The sequence below is a fragment of the Mycobacterium sp. NAZ190054 genome, assembly GCF_001545925.1.
Taxonomy (GTDB): domain Bacteria; phylum Actinomycetota; class Actinomycetes; order Mycobacteriales; family Mycobacteriaceae; genus Mycobacterium.
In genome coordinates this window covers 1-12,824 of record NZ_LMVQ01000084.1, presented here as the reverse complement: position 1 = coordinate 12,824, position 12,824 = coordinate 1, and the positions used below count along the sequence as shown (strand labels likewise).

Annotated in this window: 14 protein-coding genes; 5 read left to right on the top strand and 9 right to left on the bottom strand. The window is 68.8% G+C overall.

What is annotated here, in order from left to right; translation table 11 throughout:
* A partial coding sequence (locus ASJ79_RS33085) for a hypothetical protein (RefSeq protein WP_197420123.1) occupies positions 1-223 on the bottom strand: 223 nt, incomplete at its 3' end.
* A 77-nt stretch (positions 224-300) separates the two neighbouring features.
* Here ASJ79_RS33085 and ASJ79_RS07830 point away from each other — a divergent pair.
* Positions 301-1,563 carry a cytochrome P450 gene (locus ASJ79_RS07830; RefSeq protein ID WP_067954156.1) on the top strand — a complete coding sequence of 421 codons (1,263 nt, stop codon included), beginning with the start codon at positions 301-303 and terminating at the stop codon, positions 1,561-1,563.
* A 33-nt stretch (positions 1,564-1,596) separates the two neighbouring features.
* Positions 1,597-2,256 carry an aspartate/glutamate racemase family protein gene (locus ASJ79_RS07825; protein WP_067954155.1) on the top strand — a complete coding sequence of 220 codons (660 nt, stop codon included), beginning with the start codon at positions 1,597-1,599 and terminating at the stop codon, positions 2,254-2,256.
* On the opposite strand, the gene mftG is transcribed toward ASJ79_RS07825, so the two are convergent.
* The 7 genes from mftG to mftA form a co-directional block, all read right to left on the bottom strand.
* Positions 2,240-3,652 (bottom strand): mycofactocin system GMC family oxidoreductase MftG, encoded by a 1,413-nt coding sequence (gene mftG, locus ASJ79_RS07820; RefSeq protein WP_067954154.1) that lies wholly within the window; start codon positions 3,650-3,652, stop codon positions 2,240-2,242. The genes ASJ79_RS07825 and mftG overlap by 17 nt on opposite strands.
* Entirely contained in the window at positions 3,653-5,065 is a 1,413-nt protein-coding gene (gene mftF / locus ASJ79_RS07815; protein WP_067954153.1) for a mycofactocin biosynthesis glycosyltransferase MftF, read from the bottom strand.
* On the bottom strand, positions 5,062-5,817 hold the full coding sequence (gene mftE / locus ASJ79_RS07810; RefSeq protein ID WP_067954152.1) for a mycofactocin biosynthesis peptidyl-dipeptidase MftE: 756 nt from the start codon (positions 5,815-5,817) through the stop codon (positions 5,062-5,064). Before mftE ends, mftF begins: the two co-directional genes overlap by 4 nt.
* Before the next feature lie 101 nt (positions 5,818-5,918).
* Entirely contained in the window at positions 5,919-7,094 is a 1,176-nt protein-coding gene (gene mftD / locus ASJ79_RS07805) for a pre-mycofactocin synthase MftD (RefSeq protein ID WP_067954151.1), read from the bottom strand.
* 6 nt (positions 7,095-7,100) lie between these two features.
* Positions 7,101-8,288: a mycofactocin radical SAM maturase gene (gene mftC, locus ASJ79_RS07800; protein WP_067954150.1), complete on the bottom strand. Its 1,188-nt coding sequence runs from the start codon at positions 8,286-8,288 to the stop codon at positions 7,101-7,103.
* Entirely contained in the window at positions 8,285-8,578 is a 294-nt protein-coding gene (mftB, locus tag ASJ79_RS07795) for a mycofactocin biosynthesis chaperone MftB (protein WP_067954149.1), read from the bottom strand. The genes mftC and mftB overlap by 4 nt, the downstream gene beginning before the upstream one ends.
* Positions 8,579-8,580: 2 nt before the next feature.
* Positions 8,581-8,673 (bottom strand): mycofactocin precursor MftA, encoded by a 93-nt coding sequence (gene mftA / locus ASJ79_RS30790; RefSeq protein WP_082753713.1) that lies wholly within the window; start codon positions 8,671-8,673, stop codon positions 8,581-8,583.
* Between the two features lie 103 nt (positions 8,674-8,776).
* Between mftA and mftR the strand changes: the two genes are divergently transcribed.
* From mftR to ASJ79_RS07780, 3 genes are all read left to right on the top strand, one after another.
* Positions 8,777-9,391, top strand: a complete 615-nt coding sequence (mftR, locus tag ASJ79_RS07790; protein WP_067954157.1) for a mycofactocin system transcriptional regulator — start codon at positions 8,777-8,779, stop codon at positions 9,389-9,391.
* A 16-nt stretch (positions 9,392-9,407) separates the two neighbouring features.
* On the top strand, positions 9,408-9,932 hold the full coding sequence (locus tag ASJ79_RS07785) for an RNA polymerase sigma factor (protein WP_067954148.1): 525 nt from the start codon (positions 9,408-9,410) through the stop codon (positions 9,930-9,932).
* Between the two features lie 224 nt (positions 9,933-10,156).
* Positions 10,157-11,209, top strand: coding sequence for a VOC family protein (locus tag ASJ79_RS07780; RefSeq protein WP_231750773.1), 1,053 nt, complete (start codon positions 10,157-10,159; stop codon positions 11,207-11,209).
* On the opposite strand, the gene ASJ79_RS07775 is transcribed toward ASJ79_RS07780, so the two are convergent.
* A complete protein-coding gene (locus tag ASJ79_RS07775) occupies positions 11,206-12,693 on the bottom strand; it encodes an HNH endonuclease signature motif containing protein (RefSeq protein ID WP_067954146.1) in 1,488 nt (495 codons plus the stop codon). The two genes, ASJ79_RS07780 and ASJ79_RS07775, sit on opposite strands and share 4 nt — an antisense overlap.
* Positions 12,694-12,824: the final 131 nt, after the last annotated feature.

Here is a 12,824-nt window from a genome sequence, read left to right as displayed (position 1 = left end):
ACGGGCTGGGTCCGCGCATCCCGGAGGCCGCCGGCGGATGGTCGGACTCGGTGCTCAGGTGTGACCGCGACGGCCACTGGTGGCACGAAAGCCTCGACGGCGCAGCGCTTCCCGGCTGGGTGTCGGACGACGGCGCCGCCGGGTCGGGACCACCCGCGTCCCCTCGGCCGCACGCGACCAGCAGCATCAGCACACCCAGCACGGCGAACCGTCGAATCGGCACGATTACCGAGACTAGTGGCGCCGATCACATAGACTGCGTTTGACACCCGTCAAGCACCGCTTTGTGTGAGGAGCCCCATGAGCACGTCGGCAATGGACCTGGAGACAGACGGAGCGGCGAAGGTGCTGGCCGACCCGAAGGCCTACGCCGACGACGCGCGGTTGCACACCGCACTCGCCCATCTGCGGGCCCACAACCCCGTCGCGTGGGTCGACCACGGCCCGTACCGGCCGTTCTGGGCGATCACTAAGCACGCCGACATCATGGCGATCGAACGGGCCAACGACCTGTTCCTGTCCGAGCCGCGTCCGCTGCTGGCCACCGCGCAGGCCGACGACCTGGCCAAGGCGCAACTCGAAGCGGGGACGGGACTGCGCACGCTGATCCACATGGACGACCCGCACCACCGCAAGGTGCGTGCGATCGGCGCCGACTGGTTCCGCCCGAAAGCCATGCGCGACCTGAAGGTCCGCGTCGACGAACTGGCCAAGCGCTACGTCGACAAGATGCGTGACATCGGCCCGGAATGTGACTTCGTCACCGACATCGCGGTGAACTTCCCGCTGTATGTGATCTTGTCGCTGCTCGGCCTGCCGGAGGAGGACTTCGGCCGGATGCACATGCTGACCCAGGAGATGTTCGGCGGCGACGACGACGAGTACAAGCGGGGCACCACCCCCGAGGAGCAGATGGCCGTGCTCGTCGACTTCTTCAACTACTTCGGGGCGCTGACGGCGTCACGGCGCGCGAACCCGACCGAGGATCTGGCGTCGGCGATCGCCAACGGACTCGTCGACGGTGAGCTGATGTCGGACGTGGACACGTTGTCCTACTACGTCATCGTCGCCAGCGCCGGGCACGACACCACCAAGGACGCGATCTCCGGTGGCCTGCACGCGCTGATCGACAACCCCGGCGAGCTGGCCCGGCTGCAGGCCGACCTCAGCCTGATGCCCACCGCGGTCGAGGAGATGATCCGCTGGTCCACGCCGGTCAAGGAGTTCATGCGCACCGCGGCCGAGGACACCTCGGTGCGGGGTGTTCCGATCGCCAAGGGCGAGTCGGTGTACCTCGCGTACGTCTCGGCCAACCGGGACGAGGAGGTCTTCGCCGACCCGTTCCGTTTCGACGTCGGCCGGGATCCCAACAAGCACCTGGCCTTCGGTTACGGGGTGCACTTCTGCCTGGGCGCGGCGCTGGCCCGGATGGAGATGAACAGCCTGTTCACCGAACTGCTGCCCCGGCTGGAGTCGATCGAGCTCGCGGGTGAGCCGCAGCTGTCGGCGACGACGTTCGTCGGCGGACTCAAGCACCTGCCTGTGCGCTACTCGTTGCGCTGAGCGCGCGGTGGTTGCGCCGTAGGCTCTGCAGGCGTGCGGCTTCTGCTCGTCAATCCGAACACCACCGCGGCCATGACCTCCGCCATCGCGGCCAACGCCGCCTCGGTGGCGCGGCCCGGTACCGTGATCGAAGCACTCAACCCCGACGACGGGCCGGCCAGCATCGAGAACGATGACGACGAACGCCGTTGCGTGCCAGGTCTTCTCAACGTTCTGTCGCGCGCGCACACGCGACCGGCCGGACTGCGTCCCGACGCCTGTGTGATCGCATGCTTCGGCGACCCGGGGCTGGAGCAGGCACGCGCGATGCTCGATGTCCCGGTCCTGGGCATCGCGCAGGCGGCGATGCACGCCGCGGCGCTGGCCGCGGGCACCTTCTCCGTCGTCACGTCCATGTCGGCGACCGTCGAGCGGGCCTGGCAACTGGCCAAGGCCTACACACCGAACCAGTGCCTCGGGGTCTACGCCTGCGACATCCCGGTGCTGCAGATCGCGTCGGACCCGGCGAGCATCGGCCCGATCGGCGAACTCTGCGCGCGGGCCCTCGCGCAGGACGGCAGCCGGGCGATCGTGCTGGGGTGTGCGGCGATGGCACCCTTCGCGCCGGCACTGACCGAACGACTCGGAGTGCCGGTGGTCGACGGCGTGGTGGCCGCGACGGTGCTGGCCGAGGCTCTCACGGCCCTGCGCTGACGAACTCGGCGGCGCGGTGGCCGGCCATCACGATCGTCGCGTGCGGGCCCCGACTTGGGATGCCCGGCAGTATCGAGCCGTCGACCACCCACAGGTTCTGCGCGCCGTACACCCGGCACCGGCCGTCGACCACGGCCCCCATCTTCGCGGTGCCGCACAGGTGCTGCGACGTCCCCCACAGCGCCTCGGATGGCGCTGTGGCGCCGGCGATCTCGTGCGCCAGTCGAGCACCCGTACGGAGCAGCTCGACATCGGCGGGCTCGCTGTCGTAGCGGTGCTCGATCACCGGGGCGGCGTCGGGATCGGGCGACGTGATCGTGATGCGACCCCGGGACCGGGGCCGCATCAGCGTGACGCCGAGGTGCGGGTGATCCGTCGGGTCGTCCCGGTGCCCGGTCGTCATGGTCCCGAATCCCGCTGTGTACGGCCGGATCTCCAGCCCGTCCGCGGTCGTCAGCACCGCCTCCAGCGGCGGAACCCCGTGCGTCGGGGTCCAGGTCACCGGCAGCACCCACTCCGGATGGTCGATGGTGTCCACGCCCACCGGCAGGTCGATCTCGACGTCCACACCCGCCGCCGACAGCACCCGTTGCGGCCCGACACCGGACACCATCAGCAGCTGGGCCGACGCGACGGCCCCGGCACAGAGCACGATGCGGTCCGCGGTCAGGGTGACCGCACCGTCGGGACCGAGGCAGTCCACGGCGACCACGCGTCCCGCCGAGAACCGCAGCCGCCTGGCCCGGGTGTCGGTCAGCAGCGTGAGGTTGGCGCGCCGCAACGCCGGCTGCAGGAACGCCCCACCGGGGCCGATCCTCGTGCCGCCGTCGATGTTGAGCGGCACGGCGCCCACGCCCGGCGGCAGCGTGGCGTCGGGCGTCGATCCGTTCAGGTCGTCGATACACCCGAAACCGGCCTCCCGGCAGGCTTCGACGAACGCCGCGGTACAGCCGTCGAATTCGGCGACCCGGCGCACCGTGATCGGGCCGGCCGAACCGTGCAGCGGACCGCTGAAGTCCAGGTCGGTCTCGATCGCGACGAAATGCGGCAGCACGTCGTCCCACGCCCAGCCGTCGACGCCCCACCCGGCGACGTCCGCAGGCAGCGCGCGGCAGAAGTATCCGCCGTTGACCGCGCCCGATCCGCCGACCACGGCGCCGCGCATGATCTGCGCGTGCCGTTCGGGTTCGTCGGTGAGCGTGGTGCGGTAGCGCCGGATCACCGAGCTTGCATCCCCGATCGGCAGCCGCAACCCGTCGCTGATCTGGGCGCCCACCCGTGGGTCGAACGGCCCTGGCCCTGCCTCGACCACCGTGACCTCGCACCCGTCGGCGGCGGAAAGCCGTTCGGCGAGCACCGATCCCGCGCTGCCGGCACCGACGATCAGGAAGCGCACCTAGGTCCGGATCTGCGGTTTGAGGGCACCGGCATGACGCTCGCGGATCACCCCGGTCCACAGGCCCAGGCCGTAGGCGATGTCGTCGAGCCGCTTGAGCAGCACGTAGGTGAGAGGCCCGACCCGTTTGGTGTCGTCGTCGGCGTGGCCGTGGCGGGTGGCCCAGTCGCACACGCCGTCGAGCACCGCGGCCACCACGACGACCCGGCGGCAGCGGCGCGACAGCACCGCGGCGACCAGTGCGATCGGCCAGTAGTGCCGGCAGATCGCCGACGCCAGCTGCAGCGCCGCCGACCCCAGCCCCTGCGCGGCAACCACCGCCACCTCCATGGGCTCGGTCTGCACGCTCGCCAGCGACTTCGCGATCCGGCGCCCGGTGATCGCCGCGACGGTGACCGAGGCCAGGTACCCGATCCCGGAACCGAGCGCGACCAACATCCAGACCACCAACGTCCACCCCGAGATCACCAGGGGTGCCGTCTTGCCGGGATGCCGGATGGTCAGCGGTGCGGCCGAACTACCGTAGAAAGACTTGCGGGCCAACCACTTTCGCAGCTCGGTGCGATGGTCGTGGGCCACCATCGCGATCGGCTCGTAGCGCAGGCGGGCGCCCGCCTCGTTGAGCCGCCAGCACAGGTCGACGTCCTCCCCGGAGACCAGTGACTCGTCGAACCCGCCCACCTCGAGCAGCGTGCTGCGCCTGCAGATGATCGCGGCGCTGGGCACGTAGGAGACCGTCCCGAACGGGATGACCGGCGCCTCGCGCAGGCCGAGGTCGAGCGAGGAGCGCACCGCCTCGTAGCGGGCCACCACGTTGTCGGACGGGTTCAGCGCGACGATCCGCGGCGCCACGAGCGCCACGGCGGGGTCGCAGAAGTGGCCGAGCAGCGCTTCGAGCCAGCCCTTGCGCGGCACGACATCCGAGTCGAGGAAGGCGACGAGCTCGGTGGTGCAGACCGCCAGACCGGCGTTGCGGGCCGCGGACGGCCCGTTGCTCCGGTCGTGTCGCAGCACGCGGACGTCGCAGCACATACCCTCGAAGTCCGATTCGGCGACGGGTACGGCCGAACCGTCGTCGACGATCACGACGCGCAGCCCGCGGAGCGCCGCGACCAGCCGGGCGAGCCCGGAAGCGTTGTCGCGTACCGGGATCACGACGGTGACGTCGCGGTGGGACGGTCCGCTGAGCGGCCGCGGGTGGGCGACGGTGGCGTCGAGCAGCGTCCGCGCCAGCTGCGCGCTGACCGCGTCGTGCACCTCGAGCCTGCCGCCGTTGAGCATGGTCTGCGCGGCCGGAGCGAGCCGGAGCAGTCGCGTCGGCGAACCACCGAGCAGCGCGGCACCCTCTCCGAGCACACGCACCCGCCGGTCCACCTGGACGGCGAAACCGTCCGGAAGCCGCGGCCCCGTCACGTCAGCATCCCCTCGCGGTCGGGCGCCCAGCGACGGACCCGCACCTCACATGCATCGACCATTTCGGCAAAGATCCTGCTCCCCTCCGCCGCCGTTGCTGTGGTGGGGTCCCCCAGGATCCCCAGCGAACTCACGGCGGCCACTCCCCCGCGGCGCATCTCCGGCATCAGTTCCGACAGCGGCGCCCGGTTTCCCGGCACCCGCTCATCCTGCCTGACCATACCCGGTGCGATGTGTAGCAATACGGAAGTCTCGGTGTGACCGGCGTGCGCGTCGGCGTTTCTCGACGTGCAGGAGCACCACGCCACGTCGCGTCCCTCATAGCGCAACAAAGTCGCCGCACGCCGCAGCGCCTCGACGTTGCCGCCGTGGCCGTTGACGAACACGACCCGCGACGCCCACCGGCAGGCGGATCGGGCGAACTCGGTGAGCAGTTCCGCCAGCACCGTGGTGCCGATCGAAATGGTGCCCGCGAAGCCCTCGTGCTCGCCACTGGCGCCGTAGCCGACGGCCGGTGCGATCAACCACTGCGGCGCCGCCCCGGCCCGCAGTCGGCTGACGAGCGCGTCAGCCACCGCGGCCGCGATCCGGGTGTCGGTGTCAAGGGGCAAGTGGGGTCCGTGCTGCTCGGTAGAACCGATCGGGACAACCAGTGCGGGCATCTGCTCGGTCGAAATGTGGTGCAGTTGCCTCGACGTTGAGTTCCCGAGCTCACGGGGGTAGACCACGCGACGATGGTAGGCCGAATTCACCTGGCGTGCACCGAATGTTGGTGCATGCGAGGCAACTTATTTCCCGACCTGCGCCGGGGGCCGGTCAGGCAGCCACGCCAGCCCCCTGCGCCACGTCCGTATCAGGCGCCGAGGGTCCTGGTGAATCCGTCCGGAACCAGGATGTCCTCACGGTTCAGCTCGTGGATCGACGACTTGCCCAGACCCATCAGCGCCGAGTCGATGCCGCCGCGCAGGATGTCGAGCACGTTCTCGACACCGGCCTGCCCGTTGGCCGCCAGACCCCAGAGGTAGGCGCGGCCGATCATCACCGCGCGCGCCCCCAGAGCAACCGCCTTGACGACGTCACTGCCGCGCCGGATCCCGCCGTCCAGCAAAACTTCGACCTGATCGCCGACGGCGTCGGCGATGGCCGGCAGGCAGCGGATCGCGGCGGGCGTGCCGTCCAGGTTGTTGCCGCCGTGGTTGGACACCGTGATCGCCGAAACACCGGCGTCCACAGCGCGTTTCGCGTCGTCCACGCGCACCGTGCCCTTGAGCAGGAACGGCCCGCCCCACTGCTCGCGCAGCCAGGCGACGTCCTCCCAGGTCGGCGGCGGGGTTCCCATCCACTGCCCGTAGGCCTCGAAGAACGTCGGCCCCGCCTCGCCGCGACGGCCCTGGTTGGGCACCCGCAGGTCCGGCGGGCGCAGGTGCTTGGCGTAGCTGAAGAACCAGCGCGGTTTGGTGATGACCTCGGGGGACATCCGCACCATGGTCTTCAGATCCATCTTCTCGGGGATCTTCGGGCTGCCCCAGTCCCGGCCGTGCGAGAAGCTCCAGTCGGTGGTCAGGATCAGCCCCTTGGCCCCGGCCGCCCTGGCCCGCTCCATCCGCGCGAGGATGTCGTCGCGGCTGCCCAGCCAGTAGATCTGGAAGAAGATCTTGTCGTTGACCGCGGTGACGTCCTCGATCGGCTTGCTCGCGAATGAGGACAGCCCCATCGCGGTGCCCCGCGCCGCGGCTGCGCGCGCCACCGCCACTTCACCCTCCGGGTCGATGGCCTGCACACCGGTCGGCGAGATGATGACCGGCAGCGAAACATCTTGCCCCATCACGGTTGTCGACATCTCGCGCTTCTCGACGGCGCCGATGACGTGCGGGGCGAAGCCGAGTTCGGCGAAGGACTCGACGTTGTCGGTGACCGTCACGCCCTTCTCGCTGGCCGAGATCAGCGACGAATAGGCGGATTTCGGTAGCCGCTTCTTCGCCCGCTGCTGGGCGATGGCGACGGTTTCGAACCAGGTGTCACGTGCCATGGGGGTCTATACCGGACTTTCGTTGCAGAATTTCTTGGGGGGAGCGCTCAGCAGGGTGAGCGGGATGGGACCCTTCGGCTTGCGGCCGCCGGAGCGGGAGTGGTCGACAGTGGATTTGGGCTTGTCACGATCGAGCGCGAGCGCCGGCTCGCCGTAGCCTTGCACGCACTCGGGGTCCGGGCCGTCCATCGGCAGCCCGGTGAAGAACTTCGCGGCCATGCAGCCACCACGGCAGGCGTCGTAGTGCCCGCACCCGCTGCAGGCACCGGCCGACTGCGGTTCACGCAGCTCCCGGAACAGTTCGGAGTTCTGCCACACGTTTTGGAAACCACTGTCGGACAAAATGTTTCCGGCAAGGAACTTGTCGTGGATGGCGAACGGGCAGGCGTAGACGTCCCCGACGGGGTCGATCAGACAGACCACGCGGCCCGCGCCGCACAGGTTCAGGCCGGCCAGCGCGCCGGGCTCGCCGAGGCCGGACAGGTGGAAGAACGAGTCACCGGTGAGCACCCGCTCACCGTGGGCGACCAGCCAGTCGTAGAGCTGGACCTGCTGGGCCGGGGTGGGGTGCAGTTCGTCCCACACGTCGGCGCCGCGGCCCGACGGGCGCAGCCTGGTGATGCGCAGGGTGGCGCCGTAGGAGTCGGCCAGCGCCTTGAAGTCGTCGAGCTGGTCGATGTTGTGGCGGGTCACCACCACCGAGATCTTGGCGTCTTTGAAGCCGGCCTCCTTGAGGTTCTCCAGCGCGCGGACGGCCATCGCGAACGAGCCCGGGCCGCGCACCGCGTCGTTGACCTCCGCGGTGGCGCCGTCGAGCGAGATCTGCACGTCGACGTAGTCGCTGGCGGCCAGCTTCGCGGCCACCTCTTTGGTGATCCGCACGCCGTTGGTGGAGAACTTCACCCCGACGTGGTGCTCGGTCGCGTAGTCGACGAGCTCCCAGAAGTCGCTGCGCACAGTGGGTTCGCCGCCACCGATGTTGACATAGAACACCTGCATGCGCTCGAGCTCGTCGATGATGTCCTTGCACTGCTGTGTGGACAGCTCGCGGGGGTCGCGTTTGCCCGACGAGGACAGGCAGTGCACGCAGGACAGGTTGCACGCGTAGGTGAGCTCCCACGTCAGGCAGATGGGCGCGTCCAGGCCCCGCTCGAACTGGTCGACCAGCCGGGGCACGGGTGCGGCGGTTGTCATGGGTTCTCTCCTGGGTCGGCGATGAGCATCTGCGCCTGGACGAGCACACCCAGCGCATGGAGATAGGGCGCCTGGGCGTCGTCGTCGATTCCGGCGGCGCGGCAAGCGGAGCGAGCGTCGGGGTGATCGGACAGCGAGTTGATCACCTCGACGATCGTCCGGTTCTTCAGAAACGACAGCTTGCGGGTTCCGAAGTGGTAGAGCAGCGCGCCGAACGGCTCGGGCCGCACCGCCACCTGCGGATGCAACCGCCAGTGCCGGTCGGCGTCGAACGTGATCGGCGCGGTCATGCTCAGTAGACCCCGCACATCCCGTCGATGGAAACTTCCTCGACCAGGGTCTCGGTCACCAGCTCTTCGGTCTCGACCTGCTGATTCTGATCCATGGATCTCCCTTCCTGCTGACTGGACCCGGGTAGGGTCTCGACATTTGTGACGTAGGTCGCTCACAATATGGCATCGAGTGCCGAAACGGAAGAGGAAATCGCGATGACCGCCCCCAAGCCGCGCGTGGGCCGCCGCCGGTCCACGAGTTTCGAGCACATCAGCGACGTCGCGATCGACCTGTTCATGGCCCGCGGATTCGACGAGGTCAGCGTCGACGACGTCGCCGCGGCCGCCGGGATCGCCCGCCGCACCCTGTTCCGCTACTACCCGTCCAAGAGTGCGCTGCCGTGGGGCGATTTCGACGCCCACCTCGAGCACATGCGGGAGCTGCTCGACCAGCTCGACCCGAGCGTCCCGATCCGCGACGCGCTGCGCACCGCGCTGTTGGCGTTCAACGACTTCGACGACACCGACAGGCACCGGCAACGGATGCGGTTGATCTTGGAAACCGAAGCGCTGCAGGCTTATTCGATGACGATGTATGCCGGTTGGCGGGCCGTGGTCGCGGCGTTCGTGGCCGGGCGACTGGGCGTCGACCCGGCGGAACTGATGCCGCAGACGGTGGCGTGGACGATGCTGGGGGTGTCCCTGTCGGCCTACGAGCACTGGCTGGCCGACGAGTCGGTGTCACTGGCCGCCTCGCTGGGTGCCTCGTTCGACATGCTGGCCTCGGGATTGTCCGGTTTGGAATCCGGGGTGTCGGAGTTCGGCGCCTGACGGCGACGATAGAGGTGTGAGCGCCGAACCGGATGGCGAGCATGCTCCGCGGGCACTGCTCGCGCTGTACGACGAGGCCCTGCCCGTGGTCTACGGGTACTTCGTCAGGCGCTGTGGTGACCGCGGGACGGCCGAGGACCTGACGTCGGAGACCTTTCTGGCGGCGATGGACGCCGCGCGGAAACCGTCACCGCCGGAACTGACGCTGCCCTGGCTGATCGGTGTGGCGCGCCACAAGCTGGCCGATCACTACCGGCGGCGGCACGACCGGTTCTCGGTGCCGGTGGCCGAGCTGCCCGAAACCGCCGAACCCGACGACACCTGGGACGCGGAGCTGGACCGCATCGTCGCCGAGCAGGTGCTGGCCCGATTGCCCGAACAGCACCGCACCGTGCTCGCGCTGCGCTACATGGACGACTGTTCGGTGCCCGAGTGCGCCGAGCTGATCGGACGCACCGTGCACGCGACGGAGGCGCTGCTGGTACGGGCGCGACGGGCATTCCGGGCCAGATACCCGCAACCGGAAGGAGGACTGCCGTGAACGGACACGACCCGCTCGACGTGCTGCGCACCGGCGACCTCCCCGTGGAGCCGGACCGGGAGTTCGCGCGCCGGCTGCGGGCCCGACTCGAATCGGCTGTGAGTCTTTTTGAACAGCAACCAGATCGAACGAAAGGAGTGATCATGAGCGGTACCGACACGGCCCTGGCAGAACTTTCACGTCCGGCTCCCGTCGCTCGTGGAGCCGCAGTCCCCTATCTCACCGTGGCAGACGCCCGAGCCGCGATCCGCTGGTATGCCGAGGTGTTCGGCGCCGTACCGGCCGGTGATCCGGTGCAGATGGACGACGGCAGGATCGGGCACGCCGAGCTGGCCTTGTCGGGCGGCGTGCTGTACCTGGCCGACGAGTATCCCGAGATCGGCCTGAAAGCCCCTTCGCCGCATGCGGTCTCGGTGAGCATGATGCTCGCCGTGACAGACACCGACGAGACGCTGGACCGTGCCAGGGTCAACGGCGCGGACGTCCAGCGCGAACCGTACGAGAACTACGGTGCCCGTAACGCGACGATCATCGACCCGTTCGGCCACCGCTGGATGTTGACCGGGCCGGTCACCGGCGCTGCCGTGCCGATTCAGCACGGCGACGTCGGATACGTCTCGGTGTGGACGCCGGACGCGCAGCGCGCGACGGCGTTCTACGGTCACGTGCTGGGCTGGACCGTCGACCCGGTGACGCAGACGGTGACCAACGTCGGGCAGCGGATCGGGCTGAGCTCGGCGCCGGAGCGGCAGACGCTGTTCTGCTGCTATGCGGTGACCGACCTCGACGGCGCCCGCGACAGCATCGTGGCGGCCGGAGGGACCGTCGGCGATGTGGAGCGCCACGGCTTCGGTGATGTGTTGCGCGCGAACGATTCCCAGGGAGTCGAGTTCGGGGTGTACGAACCGGTCCGGACGGAGCCGAGGCCGCCGTTGAACGGTGGGGGGCGCGGCGAGCTGTCGTACATCACGTATCAGGTCCCGGATTCGGCGGCGTTCAAGGCGTTCTACAGCCGGGTGATGTTCTGGACCTTCTCCCCCGGCCGGGTCGAGGACGGCTGGGGAATCGAAGGCGCCCATCCGATGTCAGGGGCCGCGGGCGGTAGTGCTGCAGCGGTCACCGTGCCGATGTGGACCGTCGACGACATCGACGGGGCCGTGTCGCGGGTGCGGGAAGCCGGCGGGACCGTGATCGAGGAGCCATCGCAGCAGTCATACGGCAAGTCCGCGCTGTGCACCGATGACCAGGGCACGCGGTTCTACCTCGGCGAGTTTTAGAACGGGGGTGGGTCGTCGCCGTAATCGGGTGGCGGCTGCGGCTCGTGGGGTTGTTGCTCGAAGGCTCGTCGGGCGGCGTTGTCGTCACGCTCGGCTTTGATGCGGGCCGCCCGGTCTGCGGCACGGGTTCGTCGCCGTCTGGGCATCTGGACATCGCGGCCCGACCCGGGCGGGGGCTGGGTCATCGGCGGCAGTTCCGCGGTCGTCGTGTTCCACGCCGGGAAGAACAGCCGACTTCCCGGCGTCGTGGTGTAGGTCTGCCCGGCCGGGGTGGTCCAGATGACGGTGCCATCAGGTAGTTGTTCATCACGCCAGCCGTTGGGACCGCCCCAGAAGGTCTTCATCAAGTGGTGACTTCGGCACTTGCAGTTCATGTTCGACGCGTGAGTAGGCCCGTACGGGTAGGGCACGACGTGGTCGATGTCGCAGCGCTCGGCGGGAACATCGCATCCGGGGAAGCGGCAGAACAGGTCGCGAGAGCGAATGAATGCGGCCAGCTTTGCCGAGGGCTGGTAGTGCGGTTCGGGATCGGGGCCGGGCAGCCACAACGGCTTGATCGACGCTCCCGAGCGGATGGCTTCTGCCAACGCCGCGATCGGCAGGAGCTGAGCCTCCGGAAGCAGCGCCACCCCGGGCTCGGGCTCGGGCTTCGCGTCGGGTTCGGCCGCGACCAACCGCTCCGCGGCGCCGACCGCAGCCTCGTCGGCAATCACGTGGATAACGACGTTGGATTTCGCCGGACCGCTCGCGGTGCATGCCGATGATCCGCACCGGCACGGCAGGTGGTCTTCACCCCGGCCGATCGCGCCCATCGCATCCGATCGCCGCTCGCCTATCGACCGCGGATCCGCGTCACACAGACCCTTGAGGAGTTTGGCAATCCGGGCCTGGTACGTCGCGGCATCCGGCGGCAACAACAGCCCCCAGAACGAGACGACCTCGTTGGGGTCGTCATGAGCCCCGATATGCACGTCGCGCTTCTTGAGAACTTCCTTCGCGCTGCGTACCGCGTCGGGGTCGTGGCGCTCGATCTCGGCGTTGATCTCCTTGATCAGCTTCTCGTCCGACAGCGGCCCCCATTTCTCGGCCTTACCGGCAAGCGCCGCGTCGACACCGGCGATGACTTCATCGGTGACCAGGCGGGTGCGCCACGTGATCTCGGAGATCAACCGGGCACTCAATCGGCCCTGCGAGTACAGGGCCGCAACCTTGGGCAATCGGTAGCGCAACGCCGTGGCAATGCACATCTGAGCAGAGGCGCGCTGCTGGCTGATCGACAGTGCGGCGCCGACATGGCACGCGGCGTTCTTCCAGGGATCGAAAGCCCAGATGCCTCGTTCGTCATCCTCATCGACCGTCAGATCCACCAATTCGGCGATCGCGGCCAACTTGCGCGCGCCGGCCTGGGCTTCTTCGCGCGCAGCCTGTTCGATCGCAGCGATCAGGGCCGGCTCATCCAACCCCGCATGCAATTTATCGAACATGTGTGGCGCTCCTAGTGTTTTAGTGGGCGCCTTCTCGCTGGTCAGCGGTGTTTTTGGTTGAGTCTCAAGTGTTCTCGGTGTGTCCGCAGGGCAATGGGGGACGCGCACGCGGTCGGGTGCTCTAGGTTTCG

Bases quoted from the DNA above. Each gene is read 5' to 3' on its own strand.
- ASJ79_RS07830 (WP_067954156.1), top strand. From the start codon at position 301: ATGAGCACGTCGGCAATGGACCTGGAGACAGACGGAGCGGCGAAGGTG.
- mftD (WP_067954151.1), bottom strand. From the start codon at position 7,094: ATGGCACGTGACACCTGGTTCGAAACCGTCGCCATCGCCCAGCAGCGG.
- mftC (WP_067954150.1), bottom strand. From the start codon at position 8,288: ATGACAACCGCCGCACCCGTGCCCCGGCTGGTCGACCAGTTCGAGCGG.
- mftB (WP_067954149.1), bottom strand. From the start codon at position 8,578: ATGACCGCGCCGATCACGTTCGACGCCGACCGGCACTGGCGGTTGCAT.
- mftA (WP_082753713.1), bottom strand. From the start codon at position 8,673: ATGGATCAGAATCAGCAGGTCGAGACCGAAGAGCTGGTGACCGAGACC.
- mftR (WP_067954157.1), top strand. From the start codon at position 8,777: ATGACCGCCCCCAAGCCGCGCGTGGGCCGCCGCCGGTCCACGAGTTTC.
- ASJ79_RS07775 (WP_067954146.1), bottom strand. From the start codon at position 12,693: ATGTTCGATAAATTGCATGCGGGGTTGGATGAGCCGGCCCTGATCGCT.